This is a genomic window from Blastococcus saxobsidens, from assembly GCF_002938435.1.
Lineage (GTDB): Bacteria > Actinomycetota > Actinomycetes > Mycobacteriales > Geodermatophilaceae > Blastococcus > Blastococcus saxobsidens.
On the sequence record NZ_POQT01000026.1, the window covers coordinates 49,656 to 68,407 of the forward strand.

At 74.3% G+C, this 18,752-nt stretch carries 21 protein-coding genes; 10 read left to right on the top strand and 11 right to left on the bottom strand.

What is annotated here, in order from left to right; all coding sequences use genetic code 11:
- Positions 1-14 precede the first annotated feature (14 nt).
- The 3 genes from C5507_RS15335 to C5507_RS23180 form a co-directional block, all read right to left on the bottom strand.
- Positions 15-971 (bottom strand): NAD(P)H-dependent flavin oxidoreductase, encoded by a 957-nt coding sequence (locus C5507_RS15335; protein WP_104529387.1) that lies wholly within the window; start codon positions 969-971, stop codon positions 15-17.
- A 21-nt stretch (positions 972-992) separates the two neighbouring features.
- Positions 993-1,235 (bottom strand): acyl carrier protein, encoded by a 243-nt coding sequence (locus C5507_RS15340; RefSeq protein ID WP_104529388.1) that lies wholly within the window; start codon positions 1,233-1,235, stop codon positions 993-995.
- Positions 1,236-1,303: 68 nt separating this feature from the next.
- On the bottom strand, positions 1,304-1,891 hold the full coding sequence (locus C5507_RS23180) for a hypothetical protein (protein WP_242611218.1): 588 nt from the start codon (positions 1,889-1,891) through the stop codon (positions 1,304-1,306).
- A 276-nt stretch (positions 1,892-2,167) separates the two neighbouring features.
- Between C5507_RS23180 and C5507_RS15355 the strand changes: the two genes are divergently transcribed.
- The 3 genes from C5507_RS15355 to C5507_RS15365 all read left to right on the top strand — a co-directional run bounded on the left by C5507_RS15355 (position 2,168) and on the right by C5507_RS15365 (position 6,128).
- Positions 2,168-3,982: a phosphoenolpyruvate carboxykinase (GTP) gene (locus tag C5507_RS15355; protein WP_104529389.1), complete on the top strand. Its 1,815-nt coding sequence runs from the start codon at positions 2,168-2,170 to the stop codon at positions 3,980-3,982.
- A 255-nt stretch (positions 3,983-4,237) separates the two neighbouring features.
- A complete protein-coding gene (locus C5507_RS15360) occupies positions 4,238-5,452 on the top strand; it encodes an MFS transporter (protein WP_104529390.1) in 1,215 nt (404 codons plus the stop codon).
- A 7-nt stretch (positions 5,453-5,459) separates the two neighbouring features.
- Positions 5,460-6,128, top strand: a complete 669-nt coding sequence (locus C5507_RS15365) for an acVLRF1 family peptidyl-tRNA hydrolase (protein ID WP_104529391.1) — start codon at positions 5,460-5,462, stop codon at positions 6,126-6,128.
- A 9-nt stretch (positions 6,129-6,137) separates the two neighbouring features.
- Here C5507_RS15365 and C5507_RS15370 read toward each other — a convergent pair whose 3' ends face one another.
- From C5507_RS15370 to C5507_RS22400, 3 genes are all read right to left on the bottom strand, one after another.
- Positions 6,138-6,764 carry a hypothetical protein gene (locus C5507_RS15370; RefSeq protein WP_104529392.1) on the bottom strand — a complete coding sequence of 209 codons (627 nt, stop codon included), beginning with the start codon at positions 6,762-6,764 and terminating at the stop codon, positions 6,138-6,140.
- Positions 6,765-6,875: 111 nt separating this feature from the next.
- Entirely contained in the window at positions 6,876-7,736 is an 861-nt protein-coding gene (locus C5507_RS15375; RefSeq protein ID WP_104529393.1) for a YhjD/YihY/BrkB family envelope integrity protein, read from the bottom strand.
- Positions 7,737-7,746: 10 nt separating this feature from the next.
- A complete protein-coding gene (locus C5507_RS22400) occupies positions 7,747-7,920 on the bottom strand; it encodes a hypothetical protein (RefSeq protein ID WP_158657623.1) in 174 nt (57 codons plus the stop codon).
- Between the two features lie 318 nt (positions 7,921-8,238).
- Here C5507_RS22400 and C5507_RS15380 point away from each other — a divergent pair, with 318 nt between their 5' ends.
- Positions 8,239-9,318, top strand: a complete 1,080-nt coding sequence (locus C5507_RS15380) for a C40 family peptidase (RefSeq protein WP_104529394.1) — start codon at positions 8,239-8,241, stop codon at positions 9,316-9,318.
- Here C5507_RS15380 and C5507_RS22405 read toward each other — a convergent pair.
- Positions 9,207-9,656, bottom strand: a complete 450-nt coding sequence (locus C5507_RS22405; RefSeq protein ID WP_158657624.1) for a hypothetical protein — start codon at positions 9,654-9,656, stop codon at positions 9,207-9,209. The two genes, C5507_RS15380 and C5507_RS22405, sit on opposite strands and share 112 nt — an antisense overlap.
- A 73-nt stretch (positions 9,657-9,729) precedes the next feature.
- On the opposite strand from C5507_RS22405, the gene C5507_RS15390 reads away from it, so the two are divergent.
- A complete protein-coding gene (locus tag C5507_RS15390) occupies positions 9,730-10,053 on the top strand; it encodes a DUF3817 domain-containing protein (RefSeq protein WP_104529395.1) in 324 nt (107 codons plus the stop codon).
- 29 nt (positions 10,054-10,082) lie between these two features.
- Positions 10,083-11,405: a serine hydrolase domain-containing protein gene (locus C5507_RS15395; protein WP_104529396.1), complete on the top strand. Its 1,323-nt coding sequence runs from the start codon at positions 10,083-10,085 to the stop codon at positions 11,403-11,405.
- Between the two features lie 101 nt (positions 11,406-11,506).
- Here the strand turns inward: C5507_RS15395 and C5507_RS15400 are convergent, their stop codons facing one another.
- Complete coding sequence (locus C5507_RS15400; protein WP_104529397.1) at positions 11,507-12,025, bottom strand: hypothetical protein; 519 nt, start codon at positions 12,023-12,025, stop codon at positions 11,507-11,509.
- Between the two features lie 79 nt (positions 12,026-12,104).
- Between C5507_RS15400 and C5507_RS15405 the strand changes: the two genes are divergently transcribed.
- Positions 12,105-12,356 carry a DUF3253 domain-containing protein gene (locus C5507_RS15405; protein ID WP_104529407.1) on the top strand — a complete coding sequence of 84 codons (252 nt, stop codon included), beginning with the start codon at positions 12,105-12,107 and terminating at the stop codon, positions 12,354-12,356.
- Between the two features lie 13 nt (positions 12,357-12,369).
- Here the strand turns inward: C5507_RS15405 and C5507_RS15410 are convergent, their stop codons facing one another.
- The 3 genes from C5507_RS15410 to C5507_RS15420 all read right to left on the bottom strand — a co-directional run bounded on the left by C5507_RS15410 (position 12,370) and on the right by C5507_RS15420 (position 16,005).
- Positions 12,370-13,443 (bottom strand): M42 family metallopeptidase, encoded by a 1,074-nt coding sequence (locus C5507_RS15410; protein ID WP_104529398.1) that lies wholly within the window; start codon positions 13,441-13,443, stop codon positions 12,370-12,372.
- Positions 13,444-13,525: 82 nt separating this feature from the next.
- On the bottom strand, positions 13,526-15,454 hold the full coding sequence (locus tag C5507_RS15415) for an alpha/beta fold hydrolase (protein WP_158657625.1): 1,929 nt from the start codon (positions 15,452-15,454) through the stop codon (positions 13,526-13,528).
- A 59-nt stretch (positions 15,455-15,513) separates the two neighbouring features.
- Positions 15,514-16,005, bottom strand: a complete 492-nt coding sequence (locus tag C5507_RS15420; protein WP_242611217.1) for an Lrp/AsnC family transcriptional regulator — start codon at positions 16,003-16,005, stop codon at positions 15,514-15,516.
- 201 nt (positions 16,006-16,206) lie between these two features.
- Between C5507_RS15420 and pdhA the strand changes: the two genes are divergently transcribed.
- The 3 genes from pdhA to C5507_RS15435 form a co-directional block, all read left to right on the top strand.
- Positions 16,207-17,352, top strand: a complete 1,146-nt coding sequence (gene pdhA, locus C5507_RS15425) for a pyruvate dehydrogenase (acetyl-transferring) E1 component subunit alpha (protein ID WP_104529400.1) — start codon at positions 16,207-16,209, stop codon at positions 17,350-17,352.
- Positions 17,349-18,329 (top strand): alpha-ketoacid dehydrogenase subunit beta, encoded by a 981-nt coding sequence (locus C5507_RS15430; protein ID WP_104529401.1) that lies wholly within the window; start codon positions 17,349-17,351, stop codon positions 18,327-18,329. Before pdhA ends, C5507_RS15430 begins: the two co-directional genes overlap by 4 nt.
- A gap of 3 nt (positions 18,330-18,332) precedes the next feature.
- Positions 18,333-18,752 (top strand): biotin/lipoyl-containing protein (locus C5507_RS15435; protein ID WP_346193784.1); only part of this gene is annotated, 420 nt, incomplete at its 3' end.

Sequence of the window (18,752 nt, forward strand, 5' to 3'; positions counted from 1 at the left end):
GGCGCGACGGCGGTTCAGTCCAGCAGGTCGGGCACTTTCCGCAGCGCCTGCTCGGCGTCCTGGGTGAGGGTCCGGACGACGTCGGTGGCCGAGCGCTCCTCGGTCACCAGGCCGACCGACTCCCCGGCGTAGAGCGGCGCATGCTCCAGGTCGTCGCTCTTCCGCGCCTCGACCACCCGTCGGGACGCGTCGTCGTCGTGCTCCAGCGCGTCCTCGCGGCCGTGCCAGGCGCGGCTGAACTCGTTGACCAGCGCCCGCCCGGGCCAGCGGGCGGGCCAGGCCAGGCGCTGCGCCACGTCGAAGGCGCGGGTCAGCACCGTCTCCTCCCCCGCGGCAGCACGCACGCGGGCCCGCGCGGCGGGGGAGTTCAGGCCTTCCGGGCAGGCCAGCAGCGGCGTCCCGATCCAGACGCCGGCGGCCCCGGCCGCGAGGACGGCGGCCATCCCGCGCCCGGTGGCGATCCCGCCGGCGGCCACCACCGGCAGGTCGGTGAGCGTCAGGACCTCCTGCAGCAGCGGCAGGGTGGCGCGGTGGCCCGTGTGCCCGCCGGCCTCGCTGCCCTGGGCGACGACGAGGTCGACGCCGGCGGCCACGGCCCGCTGCACGTCGGCCACGGTGTTGACCTGCGTGGCCACCGCGATACCGGCGTCGTGCAGCGGCGCCACGTACGGGCCGGGATCACCGAAGGAGACCGACACCAGCGTGGGCCGGGCGGCGATCGTCGCCTCCAGCAGGTCCGGGCGGTCGTCGAGCACCCAGGCCATCAGCCCCACGCCGAACGGCAGGCCGGCCGGTATCGCGCACTGCTCGGCGACGAAACCGGCGGAGTGGTTCCCCGCGACGCCGATCATCCCGAGGCCGCCCCCACGGGAGACGGCGGCGGCCAGCGCACCACCGGAGACGCCGGCCATCGGCGCACCGATGACCGGCGTCCCCAGGGAGAGGAGACGGGTCAGCGCAGTCCTGATCACGCCGCCATCCTGGTCCGGGCGTCACTTGGCCGCAGGGCCGCCCTGCTCTGTGCCCTGCAGGCGGCCGAGGAACTCGTGGCACCTCGCGGCGCGCTTGGAGTCCTGCTTCATCACCTTGCGGAAGAACTCGGCGACGTCGTCCAGACCGGCGTTCTCGGCGTCCCGGACGTACTGGCCGTAGTCGTGCCCGGCCTTGAGCGAGTGGTATTGGACGGAGATCAGGTCGTAGTAGACGTCCTCGAAGCCGGTCTCACCGGTGGCCATCGGTCCTCCTCGGGATGCAACGGGTGTGGTGGCGGCCACATACCCGCCAGGACCGGTCCGTCACACCGTCAGGTGGACGGGTCGTCGGAAAGCGCCCCGCCGGTGACGTCACCGCCGCCCGCCTCGTCGGCGAGCGTCTCGCTGGTCGCCAGCTCCTCCTCGCCGGTGGCCGCCGGGTCGTCGGCGGTGGACGCCAGGTCGTCGCCCTGGCCGTAGGCGCCGGGATCGGCCTGCGTGGTGCGGGGGTCGTTGAGCGGGTCCGGGGTGTCGGGATCGGTGACGGTCATGCACGGGGTCCTATCCCGGCGTCCCGGAGGCGAACCCCTGGCCCGATGCGCAGCCGATGTGCTGCGCATCCACCCGTGGAGGCACTCCAGGCGCTCGCCGATCCGACGCGGCGCGAGCTGATCGGCCTGCCGGCGGCGCTCGGAGAGGTGACCCGCGACCATCCCGGCCCACGCCTGGGCGCCGAGCAGGTGGTACGGAGCGCTGATCGCCGTACCGAACCACCACGAGTCGCGGGCGACGTGGTCCGGCCTGCCCGTCATGAACGGCACGTCGTGGTGCAGCCGCCGACGGAGGGCGCCCACCTGGCCGGCGAGACCGGCGGCGAGCTGGATCGACGAGGCGCCCGGGAGCGCCGAGGAGTACGCCATGCGGGGAGACCGTAGGGCCGATCGCCGCGGGCGCGGGAGGCTTCCCGGGCCGGTCGACCGTCGCCTGCCGCAGGCCCGGGGGAGCGGGTGGCTCGCCGTCCACCAGGGTCTTCGGACCCGCGGACCAGACGTCCTAGACGTAACATGTCTCACGGTTGCATCGGCGTGAACCGCCGGTAGCCTCACGTGATCCGACGTTGCGCCAGCACCGACGCCGGGTTCACCGCACCAGCGCCGGTGCCAGAGTCGCCCGGCTACCCAGAGGATGGAGAAGCCGTGACTTCAGTGGCCACCCCCGGTCTCGACGACGCCCCCACCGCGCACGCCCGGCTCCTCGCCTGGGTGCGTGAGATGGCGGAGCTGACCACCCCGGATCAGGTGGTGTGGGTCGACGGCTCCGACGAGGAGTGGGAACGGCTCACCCAGAAGCTGGTCGACGCCGGCACCTTCACCCGCCTGGCCAAGAAGCCCAACTCGTTCTGGGCCGCCTCCGACCCCAGGGACGTCGCCCGGGTCGAGGACCGCACCTACATCTGCTCGGTCGACGAGGCCGACGCCGGGCCCACCAACAACTGGATGGCCCCCGACGAGATGAAGGCGGTCATGACCGGGCTCTACCGGGGCTCGATGCGTGGCCGCACGATGTACGTCATCCCGTTCTGCATGGGCCCCGTCGAGGCCGAGAACCCGATGTTCGGTGTCGAGCTCACCGACTCGGAGTACGTCGTGGTCTCCATGCGCGTCATGGCGCGCATCGGCCAGTACGTCCTGGACGCCATGGGCACCGACCGGCCGTTCGTGCCGGCCATGCACTCCCTGGGCGCCCCGCTCGAGGACGGCCAGCAGGACGTGCCGTGGCCGTGCAGTGACACCAAGTACATCGTCCAGTTCCCCGAGGAGCGGGCCATCTGGTCCTACGGCTCCGGCTACGGCGGCAACGCGCTGCTGGGCAAGAAGTGCTACTCGCTCCGGATCGCCTCGGTCATGGCCCGCGACGAGGGCTGGCTGGCCGAGCACATGCTGATCCTCAAGCTGACCAGCCCGCAGCAGAAGACCTACTACATCGCCGCCGCCTTCCCCAGCGCCTGCGGCAAGACCAACCTGGCGATGCTCGAGCCGACCATCCCGGGCTGGAAGGTCGAGACCCTGGGCGACGACATCGCCTGGATGCGCTTCGGCGAGGACGGTCGCCTCTACGCCCTCAACCCCGAGTTCGGTCTCTTCGGCGTCGCGCCGGGCACCGGCTGGGACACCAACCCCAACGCGATGCGCACCATCGACCAGGGCAACTCGGTGTTCACCAACGTCGGGCTCACCGACGACGGCGACATCTGGTGGGAGGGCATGACCGAGGAGCCGCCGGCCCACCTCATCGACTGGAAGGGCCGCGACTGGACGCCGGACAGCGACGAGCCCTCCAGCCACGCCAACAGCCGCTTCTGCACCCCGATCACGCAGTGCCCGATCCTGGCGCCGGAGTACGAGGACCCGAAGGGCGTGCCGATCTCGGCGATCCTCTTCGGCGGCCGCCGCAAGACCACCATCCCGCTGGTCAGCGAGGCCCGGGACTGGAACCACGGCGTCTTCCTGGGCGCGACCCTGTCGTCGGAGACGACCGCCGCCGCCACCGGTGCCGTCGGCGTCGTCCGCCGCGACCCGTTCGCCATGCTGCCGTTCATCGGCTACAACGCCGGCGACTACCTCGGCCACTGGGTCGAGACCGGCAAGCAGCACGACGCCAGCAAGCTGCCGCGGATCTTCTACGTGAACTGGTTCCGCCGCGACTCCGACGGCGGCTTCCTCTGGCCGGGCTTCGGCGAGAACAGCCGCGTGCTCAAGTGGGTCGTCGAGCGCCTCGAGGGGACGGCGGCCGCCGTCGAGACCCCCGTCGGTCACGTGCCCACCGTCGACTCGCTCGACGTCTCCGGGCTGGACATGACGCCCGAGCAGGTCGAGCAGGCCCTCGCCGTCAAGCCCGAGGAGTGGCGCGAGGAGATCCCGCAGATCACCGAGTGGTTCGAGAAGTTCGGCGACAAGCTGCCCAGCACCATGTGGGACGAGCTGGAGATCCTGAAGAGCCGCCTCGCCTGAGGCGTCGAGCGGGGGGCCCGGACCGCGGCCGGTCGGGGCTCTCCGCCGTCCGTGCCCGCCCCGCCGCCACGATCAGGGACCCTGATCACGGGGTGTCCTCCCTCACGGTGGGCGATGAGGGAGGACGCTCCACGATCAGGGGCCCTGATCATCGCCGGGAGTCGGGCGGCGCCACGGGTCGCCGTCGCGGCGCGCGCGGCCACCGTCGGTTAGCGTGGCTGGGCCCCATCCCGTTCTGCGGAGGCGTCCTCCCTCGTGCCCAATCCCTACCTGCAGGTGCTGCGGACCCCGCACGCCCTGCCGATGGTGCTCGCCGCCTTCATCGGCCGGCTGCCGCTGTCGATGGTCGGGCTCGGCTCGGTCCTGCTGGTCGCGTCCGAGACCGGCTCCTACGGCCTCGGTGGTGCAGTGGCCGCCGTGGGCGCCGTGACGACGGCCATCTCCGGGCCGCTGCTGGGCCGGTGGGCCGACACCCACGGCCAGCGCCGGGTCCTGCTGCCGGTGCTGGTGGTCTTCGTCCTCGCCGGGCTGGTCTTCCTCTTCTCCGTGCGCGAGGCGTGGCCGCTGGGGATCGTCTTCGTCTCCGCCGGTCTGGCGGGGGCCTGCATCCCCCCGGTCTCCTCGATGATCCGGGTCCGCTGGACCCACCTCCTGCGCGGCAGCCACCGGTTGCACACGGCGCTGTCGATGGAGTCGGTCGTCGACGAGTTCGTCTTCATCGTCGGCCCGGTCCTGGTCACGTTCCTGTCCACCACGGGGCACGCCACGTCCGGCGTCGTCACGGCGTTCACCCTCGCCACCGTGGGCAGCCTGCTGTTCGCCGCCCAGCGCCGCACCGAACCGGAGCCGCACGGGCACGCCAGCCGGCAGGGTCCGTCGGCGATCCGCACCCCGGGACTGCGGGTGCTGTTCGTCGTCGGGGCGGCGGTGGGCGCCATCCTCGGCACGCTGGAGATCGCGCTGGTCGCCTTCGCCGACGAGCAGGACGCGATGCCGCTGTCCGGCGTGCTCATCGCCGGCCTGGCGGTGGGGTCGATGGCCAGCGGTATCGGCTGGGGCGCCGTCCACTGGCGGGTGCCGCTGCGGCGGCGGCTGGCGGTCGCTCTCGTGGTGCTCACCGTGCTCACCGTGCCGCTGATGCTCGTCGGCGACGTCTGGCTGATGGTGCCGTTCGTGATCGTCGCCGGGATCGCCGTCTCGCCGTCGCTCATCAGCTCGTTCACCCTCGCCGAGCTGCTCGTCCCCCGGGCCGCGGTCACCGAGGCCTTCACCTGGATCGGCACGGCCCTGGGGCTGGGTGTCGCCCTCGGCGCCTCGGTGGCCGGCAAGCTGGTGGACGTCCACGGCGCCAACACCGCCTTCGTGGTGGCCGTCGTGGCCGCCGGGATCGCCGCGATCGTCGTCGCCACCTTCCAGCGGCTGCTGCACGTGCCGGCGGAGCACGCCACCGAGCCGGCGCTCGCCGGCTGAGCGGGCGATGACCCGCCCCCGGCCCGCCGCGGGTGGTGGCCGGCAGCTCGGGGTGGCCCCCGAGCGGCTGGGGCGCTGGCTGGACGGCGTCGCGACCCGGCACGGCGCCTTCACCGAGGTGCAGCCGGCCGACGACGGGTTGCGCATCGTCTGCGCGGACAGCACCACCGTCGTCCTGCGGGCCCCGTTCGGCTGGACGCCGGAGACACCGCTGCTGGCCTCCTTCACCGCCGCCGCCGCGGGCCGCGCCCGGCGCGCCGCTGTGCTGCTGGTCCGCCGCGGCCGCTGGGCGGTCGGTGTCTTCGACGGCAACCAGCTGGTGGTGTCCAAGGTGGACGCCCGGCAGGTCCAGGGCCGGACGGCGGCCGGCGGGTGGTCGCAGCAGCGGTTCGCCCGCCGGCGCGCGAACCAGACCGACGCCGTCGTGGAGCACGCGGTGGAGACGGCCGTACGGGTGCTGCTGCCGCACGCCGACGGGCTGGCGGCACTCTTCCCGGGTGGGGACGCGGGGCTGGTCGACGAGGTCCTGGCCGACCCGCGGCTACGCCCGCTGGCCGCGGTCCGCCGAGGCGGCGCGCTCGACGTCGGCGAGCCGACCAAGGCGGTGCTCCTGGAGACGCCGAAGCAGTTCCGCGCCGTCGCCGTCCACATCGTGGAGCCGCAGGACCGTTCCTGACCGGCGGGGTCAGCCGGCGGCGGCCACCGGCGGGGACCTCACCTCGGCGACGATCGGGAAGCGGCTGCCGATCCCCAGCCGGGCGAGGTCGTCGGGACCGCCGTCCCCGGCGGCCGCCGGGTCCAGCCCGACGCCGATGCCGTCGCCCGCGGGAAGCGGCCAGGCGCTGTGGACGACCCCCGGATGCCCCCGCACCAGCCGGCCCGCCTCGTCGACGAGCTCCGCGGTCCTGAACCGTGTCTCCTCGATCCGGGCCTCGAAGCCCGAGCCGCCGGAGGCCTCCGCGAGCGCGACCAGCTCGGCCGGTGGCGCCCCGTACCAGCGCAGGACCACCGCCGACCGGTCCAGGGTGATCTCGGCCTGGCCCAGGTCCGGGTGCGCGCCCCAGCGCGTGTGGACCTCGTCGAGCAGTCGGTGCATCTCCTCGGTCACCGGCGGCAGGGACAGCATCTCCTCGGGGGACGCCCGGGTCGGTGGCTCGGGGACGGGCACCATCTCCGCCGGGGGCGGGGCGAGGACCACCGGTGGTCCCTGCTCCGGCCGTGGCTCCTCCGCGGCACCGGCCCCCGCGCATGCCGTCAGCAGGCAGCCGAGCACGACCAGCCACGCGCCGCGTACGGACCGGTTGGTTCCCATACGTGCAGGCTGGCCTGCGGCCCGTCGGCGGTGCAAGGGGGCGGGCGGTCAGGGGGTGAGGACCAGCCGGTCGGGGTCGCCGGCCAGCATCGAGTTCGGCATGCGCTGTTCCTACCGGGCGGGCTCGTCCCGCACATCCGGCGGCCGGGAGAGCACGTCGTCCAGGGCGCGGGTGGCCAGCCATCCGGTGATCACGACGAGGTGCAGCAGGAACAGCCACAGGCCCAGGGCGACCACCCCACCGACCACGTCGAGCCCACCGAACGGGGCGCCGAGATCCAGCGGCAGCGACAGGAAGAGCACGAACCCCTGCAGGAACCCGGACAGGCAGGCGGCGGTGAACAGCGCGCCCACCGCGAGCGCGCGGCGGCCGACCCGGCCGCCGGCGACCACCCGGAACCCCCAGGCGAGCGGCAGGGTCAGCGCGGCCAGGACCGAGTAGAAGCCGACCGCCACCTGGCCGGCCCCCGCAGCCGCCCCGCCGCGCTCGGCGAGGCCGGCCATGGCTGCGGCGGCCAGGAGCAGGGGGTAGAGCAGGACCGGGGTGACCAGGATCAGCGGCAGGGCGGCCAGCCGTCCGCGCCAGCCCGTCATCCCCTCGTGGCGGGGGCTGAACCGCAGCAGGGCACGCCGCAGGCCCTCGCCGTAGAAGGACATCGGCACCAGGGCCAGGACGGCGCCCAGGGGGTCGAGCCCCACACCGGCCTCCACCAGCCGTGAGACGGCCGCGGGTGCCCCCAGCTCCCCGGGGAGGAGGTCGGCCAGCCGGTCGCCGAGTTCGCGCACGCGATCGGCGGACGTCAGCCACGAAGTGAGCCCGAAGGCGAGCACCATCAGGGGCACGATCGCGATGCCGGCGTAGAAGGTGAGCCCGGCGGAGATGAGCGCGATGTCGCGGCCGGACAGGCCGGACCGGACGCCGGAGACGACGGCGGAGAGCGTGGCCCGCGGCCCGAGGCGGCCACGGCTCACGGCGGGGAGGTTACTGGACGTCGTCGTTGGCGCCGGTCTCCTCGCAGCTCGCGTCGTGCGGGTTGCTGGCCTGGTCGGAGGTCGAGTCGCAGTTGGTCTCGCCGCGCTCGAGGTCGGAGTTGTCGCCGCAGGCGACCAGCGACCCCGTGAGGGCGAGCAGGAGCAGGGGCTTGCGAAGGTCCATGCACCGGTAGTGGTCCCGCCGCGGGGCGGCGAAACCGGCGCGCGAGGGCTCCTGCCACCGGAGGTGACGCAGAGCGCACGACGAATTACACGAATGTCGTCCGGGGCATTGTCACGAGCGGGTCACGGCCCCTACGGTGTGTGCATCCGCGAGTTCTGTCAGTCACTTCCCGGCTGACAGCCACCGGACGTCAGGAGTGGGTCCGCCGCTACCGCCGCGAACCTCTCCCGGCCACACAGCACGGCGTCCCGGTGAGACGGACCTGTCCGTCCTCACCGGCCGGCTCCTGCCCGAACGAGATCGGAGAGCCGCCGCACCATGGCGACCCCCCTGCGCACGTCCGGCCGCCGCGCCACCCTGCGGCGGGCCGGGGTGGCCCTCGTGGGTGCCCTCGGCATCCTGCTGAGCACGAGCCCCGCCGCCGCCGAGCCCGGCGCACCGACCACGTTGGCCGATGCCGCGCGGCAGGTCGCCGACCGCGGCCACCAGCTCGAGGTCCTCACCGAGGAGTTCAATGCGGCCCGCGACACGCTGGACGCCCAGCGGGCCACGGCGGCGGCGGCCGCCGCCGAGCTGGAGAAGGCCACCGCCGCCCTCGCCGCGGCGCAGCAGTCGGTTCGCAGCGTCGCCCGCGCGGCCTACACCGGCGAGACCCTCGGCTCCTTCCAGGCCATGATGATCAGCGACTCCGCCGACGAGTTCGTCGGTCGCGTCGCCACGCTGCGGACCATCGCCGGCCACCACAGCGGCATCCTCGCCCGCGCCGCCGAGGCCAACGTGGCCGCGGCCCAGGCGCAGGCCGCCGCGCAGCAGTCGGCTACCGGCGCGCAGGCCGCCTACGACGCGGTCGCCGGGCAGCACGCCCAGCTCACCCAGCAGATCGCCGACTACAAGGCGCAGTTCGCCCGGCTGAGCGCGCAGGACCAGCGGGCGGTCGTGACCGGCAGCCACTCCGAGGGCGAGGCCGGTGCCGACCGGGCCCCCGAGACCATGGCCAGCCGGACCGAGCGCGAGGCACCGTCGGCCCCCGTGGTCGCCGACAGCCGGGCCGCGCAGATCGCCGTGGACGCCGCGCTCGCCCAGCGCGGCAAGCCCTACCTGTGGGGCGGCGACGGCCCCGGCTCGTTCGACTGCTCGGGCCTCACCCGGTTCGCCTTCCATGCCGCCGGCATCACCCTGCCGCGGGCCAGCCGGATGCAGGCGCAGGTGGGCCAGTCGGTCTCCCGTGACCAGCTGCGGCCCGGGGACCTGGTGTTCTTCTACCGGCCGATCAGCCACGTGGGCATCTACATCGGCGACGGCAAGATGGTGCACGCCCCGACCTCGGGTGACGTCGTGAAGATCTCGAACGTGGACTCCCTCGGCGGCTTCAGCGGCGCCCGGCGCGTCGCCGGCTGAGGAAGGACCCCGTCCACCTCACCGCTCGCAGGCTCGCGGCGAGCCTCTGGACGGGGCCGGTGCACCTGCTGGAGCAGGCCCCAGACGAAGACGGCCCGCTCCCCGCCGGGGAGGCGCACCTCCCAGCGGGGAACGACGCCCGGGTCCACGGCCACGGCGCCGGGTAGCCCGACGACGTCGTCGAGCACGTGCTCCCAGACCAGCAGCCGGCCGGGTGACGCCGCGGGGACGCCCGATCCCGGTGCGCGGGCCAGGTGCTCGTGCAGCACCGAGCCGCCGGGGCCGCTGAGCACCTCCCAGAACAGGTGCGGCCACAGGGGTAGCGGCCATCGGCGCACCCCTGCCACCCCCGCCGTGCCGGGTGAGCAGTGCCACCCCCGCGCGGGCGCCGGCGTCAGGGACCATGGGGCCGTGAAGCCGCACGCCGTCGCCCTGCTCTTCCGTGCCGTCGCCCTCGCCGAGGCGGGCTCCTGGCTCCTCCTGCTCGGCGGCATGTTCGTGAAGTACGTGGGCGACTCCGAGCGCGGGGTGCAGATGTTCGGCCCGGTGCACGGCGGGGTGTTCGTCCTGTACCTCGTGGGCACCGCGGTGGCCTGGCGGGTGCTCCGCTGGGACCTGCGGACGACGTTCCTCGCGCTCGTGGCCTCCGTGCCGCCGCTGGCCACGATCTGGTTCGACCGCTGGGCCACCCGCACCGGCGCGCTGCCGGTCCCGGAGCCGACGCCCGCGTCCTGAGCCGCCGGCCGCCGGATACGGTCGGCGTCGTGCCCGAGCCCGTGCTGCCCTCGACCGCCCGCCTCCTGCTCGCCCGCACCGCACGCGTCCAGCGCGACGGCCGGGCGCCCGGCCTCGTCGCCGGCGTGGTGCGCGACGGCGGGCTGGCCTGGTCGGCCGGCCGCGGCGAGGTGGCCGAGCCGCACACCGACGTCCAGTACCGGCTGGGGTCGATCAGCAAGACGGTGACCGCGGTCGTGGTCATGCGGCTGCGCGACGAGGGCCGGCTCGGGCTGGACGACCCGCTGGAGCGGCACATCCCCGGCACCCCGTTCGGGGAGCGCACCATCGGTCAGCTGCTCTCCCACCTGGCCGGCGCCTCGGCCGAGAGCCCCGGCGGTTGGTGGGAGCGCACCCCGGGTGGCTCGCTGGACGAGCTCGGCCTCGGCGGGACCGACGTCGTGCTCGGTGCGGCCCGGCGGTTCCACTACTCGAACCTGGGGTTCGGCCTGCTCGGCGAGCTCGTCGCCCGGCTGCGGGGAACCTCCTGGGAGGACGCCGTCGCCGGGGAGGTGCTCGTGCCGCTGGGCATGACCCGCACGACCCCCCGCCCGGTGGCTCCGGCGGCCGAGGGCTGGGCGGTGCACCCGTGGGCCGACGTCGTGCTGCCCGAGCCCGAGCACCACGCGGGCGTGATGGCCGCCGCCGGGCAGCTGTGGGCGACGCTGGCCGACCTGGGCCGCTTCGCCGCGTTCCTGCTCGGCGACACCGGAGGCGTCCTCGACCCGGCGACGCTGGAGGAGATGACGGTCCCCGCGGGCGTGGACTCCTCCGCCCCCGGCTGGTCGGCGTACGGGCTCGGGCTCCAGGTCGTCCGGGTCGACGGGCGGACGCTGGTCGGGCACGGGGGCTCGATGCCCGGCTTCCTGGCAGGTGTCTTCGTCGACCGCGAGGAGCAGACCGGCGCGGTGTCCCTGGCCAACGCCACCAGCGGCGTCGACCCGTTGGTGTTCGGGCTGCTGGCCGACCTCCGGGGTACGGAGCCGCGGATCGTCGACGCCTGGCGGCCGGCGCCGTCACCGGTGCCGCTGGAGCGGCTGGGCGTCTGGTTCTGGGGGCCCTCGCCGTACCTGCTGCGGGCGGTGGACGGCGGCCTGCTGCACATCGGCCCCCTGCCCGGCCGCAGTGGCCGGGCCAGCCGGTTCACCCCGCGCCAGGACGGCACGTGGACCGGGCTGGACGGCTACTTCGCCGGCGAGACGCTGCGCATCGCCTCCGACCACCTGGACCTGGACACCTTCGTCTTCACACGGACGCCCTACGACCCGGCCGCCCCGGTGCCGGGCGGGGTGGACGAGCGCGGCTGGCGGTAGCCCGACCCAGGCATGGGAAGCGATACACCCGTTTCGGCGGCCAGAACAGGTGTTTCGCTTCCCATGCCTGGTCACGGGCGGTCACGGGCGGTCACGGGCGGTCACGGGCGGTCGAAGGCGTCGATGACGTTCTTGACGACCACCCCGTAGACCAGGTGCGGGACGAGGTCGCTCACCCAGTCCTTTGCCGTCCACGTGCGGGGATCGGTGACGCCGAGCGCCGCCATCGGCCCGTTGGCGGCCACCATCACGCCGACCGTGGTCAGCGCGACGCCGACCGGCTTGGCCGACAGCGCGCCCGACGCCCGGGCCAGCCCGCCGAGCACTCCGACGCCGACGCCGGCCACCAGGCCGATCAACGGGCCCAGCCCCTGCACCCGGTTCTGCCGCGCCTCGTCGTCGCCCGGGATCGGCACGTGCGCCTTGTCGGCCAGCTTCTCGACCGTGTCCTCCGGGGTGGAGCTGCTGCCGCGCCCGCGGACGGCCATGTCCAGGTAGGTGACGGCGTTGAGCGCCGTGCTGCCGGCCGCGCCGGCGGCGGCGCCGCGCAGCGCCCAGCCCAGCGTGCTGATGCCGCGCTTGCCCTTGCCGACCACGCCGAGGGGAGTCCGCTTCGCCATGGGGCCGGGTCTACCCCTCGGGAGCCGCGCGCACACAGTCTCGGTGGCGGCGACCGCCCGTGCCGTCCACGCTGGGCCGGTGGACGACGTCGGCGCACGGCTGGAGCGGGTGATCGGCGAGCTGCTCGACCAGCGCCGCGCCGATGCTTCCATCTGCCCCTCGGAGGCGGCGCGGGTGGTGGACCCGGAGGCCTGGCGGGACCTGATGCCCGCCGCCCGGGCCGCGGCGGGCCGGCTGGCGCGGGCCGGCGAGGTGGAGGTGACCCAGGGCGGCGCGGTCGTGGACGTCGCCGGGGCCCGCGGGCCGGTTCGGGTGCGCCGCCCCCGCTGACGACCCGCCCGGGTCAGGAGCCCGGCACGGGGCGGCGGAGGTACTCGGCGAGCAGGTGCGCGACCCGGTCGACCGTGTCCCGGTGCTGCACCTCGTAGCCGTGCGTGCTCAGCGTGGGCAGCGAGATGAGGGCGGCCCGCGCCGCCTGCCCGGAGCTCGATGCCTGCGAGCCGTCGGAGTCGAACGACTCGAAGACGGCGGCCTGCGGTTCCAGCCCCAGCTCGCGCCCCAGCGAGACCAGGTGGTCGGCGACGGCCTTGTCGTAGACGGCCGAGTCGTCGGCGTAGACGACGACCGGGCCGCCGTCGACCTCCACGGCGTACTCCGGCTCGGCGGGGCCGATGTCCAGCGCCAGGGTGATGTCACCCGGCAGCGTGCGGCTGGCGTACGTGGCGCCGATGCCGCCCATCTCCTCGCCGGTCGTGCACACCAGGTGGACGTCGGCGGGCGGTCGCCGGTCGCAGTCACGCAACCGGCGGGCGGCGCCGATCAGCGCGGCGAGCGCCGTCCGGTCGTCCAGGAAGTAGCTCCCGACGAACTCGCCGACGTCGACGAGCGTGCGCCGGTTGCGGTGCACGCAGACGCGGGTGCCGGCGTGCACACCCGCGGCGGCCAGGTCCTCGGGGGAGCGGCCGGTGAAGGCGTACACGTCGCTCCACTGCATCGCGCGGTCGCCGCCGTCGGGCTTGGTCTGCCAGACCTGCGTCGTCTCCGGTGTCGTGTGCTCCGAGCCGAGCAGCAGGACGGCGTCGAAGCGTTCGGCGTCCCCGAGGACGGTCAGCGGGCCGAGGCCGAAGTTGGCCGGGTACATCGTGCCCAGCTGCGACAGGCGCAGCGAGCCGTCCGCCGCCACCCGCTTGACGATCATCGAGAGCTCGTCGAGATGGGCCACGACCCGGACGACGGGTGCGCCCGGCATGCCGTCGCCGCGGACCAGCCCGACCAGGTTGCCCGCAGCGTCCACCGACAGCTCGTCGACCAGGGGCTCCAGTTCCCGGCGGCAGATCTCGCGGACGTCGTCCTCCTGCCCGCCGGGGCCGTAGGCGTAGAGCAGCTCCTGCAGCAGGGCATGGTCTGCGGGGGACACGGGTCTCCTCGGAGGCGACGGCAGGGACCGGCGCCCCCTACCCGTGCGGCCGGGCGCGGCTAACCGCGGAAGGGCCGGCGCATCAGTCGACCGGCTCGCCCCTGAACGTGCCGTCCAGCCGCCCGTCGGCAGCCAGCTCGAGCTCGGCGAACGGCAGGGTCACGCTCATGCTCTCGTCGCCGTAGCCGCCGTCGGCCACCTCGACCGTGCCGTCGACCGGCACGTCGGGCGTCCAGGTGCAGCCGTCGAGCACGATCTCCACCGTGCCGCCCATGTTCACCGAGTACTCGGCGACCCCGCCCTCCGGGCAGCCCAGCTCCAGGCGACTGCTGCCCGGCCAGGCCTCGAAGGTCGGGCCGAGCAGTTCGGTGAGCAGCAGGTCGACGGTGGCCCAGGGGTCGTCGTAGCCCTCGGCGTCCTCGGGCGGCAGCGGGGTGTACGGCAGCGCGGGCATCGCCGCGCAGCTCGTGACCGGGCGGGCGGGGAGCCGGCCGGACTGCAGCAGCCGGAGCACCGCGCCGTCCACGCAGGGCTCGCCCCAGCCGAAGACGACGTGCGGTCCGCCGGTCAGCACCACCAGCGCGGCGTCGCCGTCGCGCTCCTGCACGCGCAGGGCGTTCCCCGCCGGCGTGTTCGGGTCGGTGTCGGCGGTCAGCAGCAGCACCGGGTACGGCGGGTCGACCGGAGCGGGCGGCGGGGGGACCGGCTCGCCGCCCTGCGGCCAGAACAGGCACGGCAGGTCGGCGTAGTAGATGTCGTCGAGCCGGATGCCCGCCACGCCCGCCTCGGCGGCGCCGTCGAGCCAGGCGTCCAGCTCCTCCCGGGGCGAGCGGCCCTCGCGGAGGAACGGGAAGTCCGTGCACTCCACCGCCAGGAACAGCGCGGAGGAGAAGGAGGGATCCGGCAGGACCTCGCCGGTGTTGGGGTCGGCCCCGACACCGGCGGCCGCCAGCCGGGCCAGCGGCAGCTCGTCGCCCTCGACGGCGGCGTTCAGGGCGCGCTGCAGCTGCAGGCGGGTGTGCGGCAGGCTCAGCGACGTCGACGCCGCCGTCTCCAGCTCCTCGAGGGTCAGCTCGCGCTCCTCGGTCCCGCCGCCGGGCAGCGGGTAGTCGTAGGCGCGGGGCTCCTCGGCCAGCTCGGCGGCGAGCGCGTCGTAGGCCGCGGCCGAGGGGCCGGGTGCGTCGGCGGCGCAGCTGCGGTCGTCGTCGCACTGCGCCAGCCCGAGGGCCAGGACGTCGCTGTAGGCACGCGCGCTCTCGGCCGCGAAGGCGTGGATCGGCGTCTGCGGGTCGACGACGCCGTCGAGGACCAGGCTCTGCACCCGGTCCGGGTGGGCGGCGGCGTAGGCCTGCTGGAACTGGGTGCCGTAGCTCTCCCCGTAGAGGGCCAGCTGCTCCGCGCCGTACCACTGGCGGAACACCTCGAGGTCCTCGACGGCCTGCCGGGTGCTGAACAGCGGCGCCTCGGCGGGGGAGAAGCCCGCCTCCTCGAAGCACTCCTCGCCGAAGCGCTCCGCGGCGCGGGCGTAGCGGTCCCGCTCGTCGGCGTCGGCGGCGGAGTCGATGACGACGTCGAAGTCCCACAGCGCGTCGTCGCAGGTGAAGGGCTGGGACCGGCCGATGCCGCGCTGGTCGAAGAAGACCAGGTCGTAGGAGTCGGTGATGGCCGGGTCCAGCGTCTGGACGCGTGCGTCGGCGAGGAGGATGCCGCTGGACCCCGGTCCGCCGGTCGCCGTCACCAGCACACCCCGGGGCTCGTCGTCCGCCGGGCGGACGGCGAACGTCACCTCCCACTCGCGGGAGGCCGGGGCGAAGTGGTCCGAGGGCACGGTGAGCGTGACGCACTCGAACTCGGCCGTGCACTCCTCCCGGGACACCAGCCGGCCGCCGGCGCTCGTGAAGGGCTCGATGGTCCCGTCGACGAGCTCGGGGCTGCAGCCGGCGAGGAGGACGGGGCCGGCGAGGAGGGCGACGAGCAGCGACGCCGCTCGGCGTGTCCGGGATGTGGGCACGGCGCACCCTAGGACGGTGCGTCGTCGAGCCCGGGTTCCGGGTCCGTGACGCGCCGCGGTCAGCCGGTGGCCGAGGGGTCGGCGATGCGCTGCAGCAGCGGGGTGACCCGGCGGTCGACGAACCGGCGCATGGCCAGCGCGGTGTCCACCCGCTGCACCCCGGGGATGGCGAGGACGGCCTCGGTGACCCGCCACAGGTGGTCGGCGTCGATGGCCACGACGTGCACCAGCAGGTCCGTGGCGCCGGACAGCCCGGTCACCTCCACCACCTCCGGCAGGCCCGCCAGCGCGTCGCTCACCTCCGCCAGTCCGCGCTGCGCCACCTGCACGGACATGTAGGCGCCGAGCCGGTAGCCCAGCGCCTCCGGCCGCACGCGCTGGTCCAGCGGGGCGAGGACGCCGTTGGTCTCCAGGCGCGCCAGCCGGGTCTGGACGGTGTTCCGCGCCAGGCCGAGCCGCTGCGACAGCGCCATCACACTCGCCCGGGGGTCCTCGGTCAGGGCGAGCAGCAGCCGGGCATCGGTGGCGTCGACCTCGGCCATGCTGCGCATCCTGGCATCTCCTTGCGGTCGCCGGCTAGCGATCTGCCCAACTCGTCGACCGGCGCCTGCGCAGAACGTCGTCGCCGGGGGCTGTTGCGGAGGCGGCAGGCCATGTCAGGATGTGTGTGAGGACCGCCACACCCGGCGGACGTCCAGCACCACCGAGCCCGGCGACCCCGGGCGCCGGTGGCCGAGGCGAGGAGCGCGACCATGACTGCGAAGACCTCGATCACCGAGGTGGTCGACCCCGTACCCGGCGCCGACGCGCCCCACCTGCCCCCCGGCCGGGGCCAGGACCTCGTCCAGCTGCTGACGCCGGAAGGCGACCGGGTCGAGCACCCCGACTACTCCCTCGACATCGGCGACGAGGAGCTGCGCGGGCTGTACCGCGACATGGCCCTCGTCCGCCGCTGGGACGTCGAGGCCACGGCTCTGCAGCGCCAGGGCGAGCTGGGCATCTGGGCCTCGCTGCTGGGCCAGGAGGCCGCGCAGATCGGCGCCGGCCGGGCCATGGCGGCCGACGACATGGCCTTCCCCACCTACCGCGAACACGGCGTGGCCTGGGCCCGCGGGGTGGACCCGCTGCACGTCATCAGCCTCTTCCGCGGCGTGGACAACGGCGGCTGGGACCCCGTGGCCACCCGGTTCAACCTCTACACCGTCGTCATCGGCGCCCAGTGCCTGCACGGCACCGGCTACGCCATGGGCGTCCAGCGCGACGGCGCCGAGCAGGCCGTGCTGGCCTTCCTGGGCGACGGCGCCACCAGCCAGGGCGAGGTCAACGAGGCGATGATCTGGGCCGCCAGCTTCTCGGCCCCCGTCGTCTTCTTCTGCCAGAACAACCAGTACGCGATCAGCGTGCCGCTGGAGCGGCAGTCCCGGGTGCCGCTCTACCAGCGCGCCGCCGGCTTCGGCTTCCCCGGCGTGCGGGTCGACGGCAACGACGTCCTCGCCGTCCTCGCCGTGACCCGCGCCGCGCTGGCCGCGGCCCGCGAGGGGCAGGGCCCCACCTTCATCGAGGCGTTCACCTACCGGATGGGTGCGCACACCACCTCCGACGACCCGTCGCGCTACCGGCTGGCCAGCGAGCTGGAGGAGTGGAAGCTGCGCGACCCGATCGCCCGCCTCAAGGCCCACCTCTCCCGCAGCGGGGCGGCCGACGCCGCCTTCTTCGACGCGGTCGAGGCCGAGGCCGACGAGCTCGCCGTCCGGATCCGCCGCGGCACCGTCGAGATGCCCGATCCGGCCCCGACGTCGATGTTCGACCACGTCTACGCGGAGCAGACGCCCCCTCTGGCCGCACAGCGCGCGGAGTTCGTGGACTACCACGCGAGCTTCGAGGGGAGCCGGGCATGACCACCGAGGTGCTCACCATCGGCAAGGCGCTCAACCTCGGCCTGCGCAAGGCCATGGAGGACGACGCGAAGGTCGTGCTCATGGGCGAGGACATCGGCAAGCTGGGTGGGGTCTTCCGGATCACCGACGGCCTGCAGAAGGACTTCGGCGAGGCCCGCGTCGTCGACACCCCGCTGGCCGAGGCCGGCATCCTGGGCACCGCCGTCGGCCTGGCCATGCGCGGCTACCGCCCGGTCTGCGAGATCCAGTTCGACGGCTTCGTCTTCCCGGCCTACAACCAGATCGTCACCCAGGTCGCCAAGATGCACGCGCGGTCCCGGGGCATGCTCTCGATGCCGATCGTCATCCGCATCCCGTTCGGCGGGGGGATCGGCGCCGTCGAGCACCACAGCGAGAGCCCCGAGGCCTACTTCGCCCACACCGCCGGGCTCAAGGTCGTCGCGGTGAGCAACCCCGTCGACGCCTACTGGGGGATCCAGCAGGCCATCGCCGCCCCCGATCCGATCGTCTTCCTGGAGCCCAAGCGGCGGTACTGGGAGAAGGCGGAGGTCGACCTGGACGCCACGCCCGACCCGCTGTTCGCCTCCCGCGTCGTCCGCGGCGGCGACGACGTCACCGTGCTGGCCTACGGCCCGATGGTGAAGACGGCGCTGCAGGCCGCCGAGGCCGCCGCCGAGGAGGGGCGGTCGCTGGAGGTCGTGGACCTGCGCACCGTCTCCCCGCTGGACCTGGACCCGGTGTTCGCGTCGGTGCGCCGCACCGGCCGCTGCGTGGTGGTGCACGAGGCACCCACGAGCCTCGGCCTGGGTGCGGAGATCGCCGCCCGGATCACCGAGACCTGCTTCCACTCGCTGGAGGCGCCGGTGCTGCGGGTGGGTGGCTACGACACCCCCTACCCGCCGTCGAAGCTCGAGGAGGACTACCTCCCCGACCTCGACCGGGTGCTGGACGCCGTCGACCGTTCCCTGGAGTTCTGACCGATGACCAGCACCACGTCAGCACTGCGCCAGTTCAAGCTCCCCGACGTCGGCGAGGGCCTCACCGAGGGGGAGATCCTGCAGTGGCTGGTCGCCGTCGGCGACACGGTCGCGGTGAACCAGCCCCTGTGCGAGGTGGAGACGGCCAAGGCGGCCGTCGAGCTGCCCTCGCCGTTCGCCGGCACCGTCGTGGAGCTGCTCTTCGAGGCCGGCACCATGGTCGACGTCGGCACGCCGATCATCACCATCGACACCGGTGAGGCGGGCGGTGCCGCGCCCGGCGTGGACGGGACGCCCGACGCCGCGGCCGCCGACGACGAGCCGGCCGCGGGCCTGATCGGCGGCGCGGCGCCCGGCGGGCGGACCGCCGTCCTGGTCGGCTACGGGCCCCGGACCACCGAGGCGCGACGGCGCCCCCGCCGC